The sequence below is a fragment of the Microcoleus sp. S13_C5 genome (assembly GCF_036700845.1).
Taxonomy (GTDB): Bacteria; Cyanobacteriota; Cyanobacteriia; order Cyanobacteriales; family Microcoleaceae; genus Microcoleus.
The window spans coordinates 1-4,096 of record NZ_JAUBPR010000229.1 but is presented as its reverse complement, the minus strand read 5'-3'; the positions used below and the strand labels follow the sequence as shown (position 1 = coordinate 4,096).

General features: G+C 43.8%; 5 protein-coding genes. 3 read left to right on the top strand and 2 right to left on the bottom strand.

All coding sequences use genetic code 11. The features are described 5' to 3' along the window. Positions 1-408 precede the first annotated feature (408 nt). The gene (locus QUA04_RS28920) at positions 409-1,077 is read right to left on the bottom strand and encodes a hypothetical protein (RefSeq protein ID WP_333264032.1); all 669 of its coding nucleotides are present in this window, start codon (positions 1,075-1,077) and stop codon (positions 409-411) included. A 385-nt stretch (positions 1,078-1,462) separates the two neighbouring features. Beyond that, positions 1,463-1,942 carry a GNAT family N-acetyltransferase gene (locus QUA04_RS28915; protein WP_333264029.1) on the bottom strand — a complete coding sequence of 160 codons (480 nt, stop codon included), beginning with the start codon at positions 1,940-1,942 and terminating at the stop codon, positions 1,463-1,465. A 178-nt stretch (positions 1,943-2,120) separates the two neighbouring features. On the opposite strand from QUA04_RS28915, the gene QUA04_RS28910 reads away from it, so the two are divergent. The 3 genes from QUA04_RS28910 to QUA04_RS28900 form a co-directional block, all read left to right on the top strand. After that, positions 2,121-2,393, top strand: coding sequence for a helix-turn-helix transcriptional regulator (locus tag QUA04_RS28910; RefSeq protein WP_333264026.1), 273 nt, complete (start codon positions 2,121-2,123; stop codon positions 2,391-2,393). Positions 2,394-2,405: 12 nt separating this feature from the next. Then, complete coding sequence (locus tag QUA04_RS28905) at positions 2,406-3,710, top strand: PAS domain S-box protein (protein WP_333264023.1); 1,305 nt, start codon at positions 2,406-2,408, stop codon at positions 3,708-3,710. 38 nt (positions 3,711-3,748) lie between these two features. Then, the coding region (locus QUA04_RS28900) for a transposase family protein (protein ID WP_333264020.1) at positions 3,749-4,096 on the top strand (348 nt) is incomplete at its 3' end.

The window sequence follows — 4,096 nt, the reverse complement described above, 5'->3', positions numbered from 1 at the left end:
TGGAGAACCATTTTTCTTTGAGCCACTGCCGAAAATCCCCTTGACAACTGGCTTTGAGCCTTAACTTGTCACCAATGGCCTCTCTTTAACTCTCTAAAACCTGTTTCTTCTAATAGAGCGGGCGATCGCCGGATCGTTGAAGGATAGAATGCGCGAGCGAAATTAGATTTCAAACTGTAAATCCAGCAGTCACACTTCACTCTATAAGCATTGGTAGCACCTACAATCTCTAGAAGTTCTAATAACAACCTCCAATGATTAGCATTTATTTGTTTACAACCTGTAGCTTATGTCACATACATAGCGATCTAACAGATCGGGTCAGCGGGCTAATACCTTAGCATCTCTCCTAAGCGGTTTCAATCAATCTGCTGCACCCGAATGTTAGTCTGCTGTTTAGAGCAAATTCTACGAACTAACTTGAGGAGCTAGTTGCCACACTTTAGAGTACTCTTTGATGACCTGGCGACCTTGTTTAGAAAGAAATTTAGTTGCAGCTTGAGTAGCAATCTTCGCTGTATCTCTACGGCGCTGAAACTCCCCCTCTTCGCTATGGTAAGCCTTTGCCAAATAAACCATTGAGTTTGTTACATAGTGTTTATTTATGAGATGAAAATTGCAACCTAGTAACATGGCTAAAATAGCAAAATTTGCTGATATTTCATTCTCAATCTCCTCAAATTTGGTTGTTACCTGATATGAATAAATAGTTGCATGAGATACTTGACATAAAACTGCCCAAAGATTCTTAAGCTCAGTAAGTTCGGGTGTCATTATCTTCTTGAGGATGGCATTGGAGAAATAAATCGTCTCTCCTGCTATCCATTTCGATATAAGACTGTCACTATGCCGTAGAGATGCAAATTTTGCGATCATTAATGCTTCATAAACTGAACGTAATAATGCCCGACCCGAACCGGGTAAACCATCTCTTGTTAAAATCAGTATTGAGTAAAGCGCAATTTCATTTTTAATTACTGCTGATACGATTGGCGTTTCTGCATCAGTATGTTGAGTGAGATGGCGTTCTCCTAAAAGACCATAAAACAACTTAGTATATTGGTACTGTGCATCCATACATTCCTTTAGTGTTAATAAGTGTTCAGAAAACTTTTCCTGAGTGAGACATTGATTCCGTTGACGTTCTCTCTCCAATTCGTTGAATCGCATACAGGATTACGATGTTAAATGCTAGCCTATACTAACTATTTATAAGTGACCAAGCAATCTGAAGATCCAAAGTTATAGAACAAAGTAAACTTGGATATTTAACAACTGCACTTAGCAATACTCCGGACAGTTTTTGGAACGATACTACAAGCCTTACAAGGCAAGGATCATAAAAAAGTCGAATTAAATGCCGCGTCAGGGGTAGAGGTGACATTGATTTAATTATCCACGCTCGCCTCAAAGTCATAGGGGATAAGCCATTGGGCCAGAGAAAAAGTGTCCGGACTATTGCTTAGAGCTTTTTAAAGTATCTGGCAACTGGGAATAGCTCGAAACCCGACTTTTCATAGGTGTGACGGGCTGGCGCATGACCAGGATCGCTCCCAGTCTCAACCATAGCAATAGTCATCCCAGCATTTTTCATCCAAGCCAGAGCAAATTCTATCAAAGCGGTGCCAATCCCTTGACCTTGAAAATCTGGATCGACAGCAACCATGTAAATTTCACCCATGCTGTCCTCTGAGTGTAGTTTCACGGCTACAAAGCCCACAGTAGAACCTGCATCGATCGCAACCCATACATTCGTGCCTTCTGCAGCACAGACATCCTCCACAGCTTTTTGCTGGCTCACACGCCAATGATTGGGATAGAATGCCTTGTACATACCAGCATTCATCGCCTTCTGAATCGAATCAAAGACCGGAGTCCATGCTCGAAGCGAAAGACGAATAACAGCATCAAGGTGGTGAGGGTCGTAGGGTTCAATTTGCATTCCCACATGAACTCCTGTTAACTCTGAAAGCTTTATTAGAGATACTACAATTTACTACAGAACCCGATCGCTTTTGAATACTTACAGGTAACTTTGAGGCTTATGTCTTGAGGGATATTGCTTCAAAGCCCAAACAAGCCAAAGTTAAGAATAAAGAACTTTATAAAGTTTGCGAGCTATGGCGTTTCATCAGCAATACGTCGGTATTGAACAACCAGCCATCGGTCAATTGATTCGAGAACTCAGACAAACCCTGAAGCTGACCCAGGAAAAGTTCGCGGTTCACCTTGGGGTATCCTTCCCAACGATTAATCGCTGGGAAAATGGACACGCCACTCCCTCTCCTTTAGCTCAAAAGCAAATTGAGATGCTTTTGAATCAGCTATCCGAGTCAAGTGATGCCACGGTACGAGAACGCTGCCATTCCATGCGAAGGAAGTATTTTTTATAAGGAACTAAACGCATGAGGGCGGAAAAAGTGAGGGCAATGGCTGAGAAGTTGTTTGTTGGGGGCGGTGAGTTGGGGGCGTTGCTGCGATCGCACGATTGGTCGCAAACGCCATTGGGTGCTGTCGAAACCTGGTCAGACGACCTGAAAATGGCGGTGCAGGTTCTGTTGACCGAACTTAATCAAGCTCAAAGACCCGAACAGGTGCAGCAAGCATCGGTACGGGAGCAAAATTGCACCCAAACAGATGCAGTGTGTGAATCCGAAGCAAAATACCGGACGTTATTGGAGTCGATCGACCAAGGCTTCTGCATCTGCGAAATGCTGTTTGATGAGAATGATAAACCACATGATTATCGCTTCCTCGAAGTGAATGCGGCATTTGAACGGCTAACCGGACTAGAGCAAGCAACAGGTAAACGAATGCGGGAACTAGCTCCCAATCATGACGCTTATTGGTTTGAGATCTATGGCAGAGTCGTACAAACCAAGGAACCTGTTCGGTTTGAGAATTATGCAAGCGCCCTAAATCGTTGGTTTAATGTCAACGCCTTTTGCATTGGTGAGCCGCAAAACAATCAGTTCGCCGTTTTATTTACCAATATCACCGAGGCGAAGCGCATCGAAGCCGAACGCCAACAGGCAGAAGTTGCCCTGCGTCAATCTGAAGAACACTATCGTAGGTTGTTTGAGTCGATCGACGAAGGCTTTTGCACCGTTGAAGTGCTATTCGATGCCGATGGCAAGCCGTTCGAGCACCGCATTTTGCAAGTGAATCCAGCATTCGAGCGACAGTCTGGCATTGCCAACCCAGAAGGCAAAACAGCAAGCGAACTCGCACCGGGAGTGGAACAGTATTGGAATGACCTTTACGCACAGGTCATTAACACAGGTGAGCCTATCCGCACTGAAGTGCGAGCGGATGCGCTCAATCGCTGGTTTGACATTTTGGTTTCGCGGGTCGGCGATGCAGCAATGTGCCAGGTGGCGATCGTGTTTACCGACATCAGCGCTCGCAAACAGGCAGAAGCTACCTTGCAGCAGACTTCAGCCGAACTCGAAAGCCAAGTGCGAAAGTTTGATGCAACGCTTTCAACCATCACCGATTGTGTGTTTAGCTTTGACCGCGATGGGCGGTTTCTTTACGCCAATCAAGTGTTGCTCGACTTGTGGGGAGTCACCGCAGCAGAGGCGATAGGCAAAACAATGGCTGACCTCAATTATCCCCCGACCGTTGAGCGGCAAGTGCTCGATGATCTGCAACGAGTTCTTGAAACCGGAGAAAGCGTTAGAAATAGACCTCTTGCGAAAGTGCGATAGTTCTAGGTAGAATAAAAGAAAAAATTAGCTCCCATAAGATGAATTACGAACAAGTAAAAAAGTTAAACCCCGCCGACTTTAAACGCTACTGTGGAGTACATCAAGAGACATTCAAAGAAATGGTAAAAATAGTCAAAGCGGAAAAAATACTTCAAAACAAATCGGGAAGACCCAGTAAATTGTGCATAGAAGACCAAATCTTAATGACATTATCCTATTTGCGAGAATATCCTACTTTTTTTCATCTGGGAATTAAATGGGGTATTGATGAATCAAATTCTTATAGAATTGTAATTAGAACGGAAAAAATTTTAATAAAATCAGGTTTGTTTAATCTACCTGGCAAAAAAATCCTGAATCGAAGTCAAAATGAGGAGATAGAAACT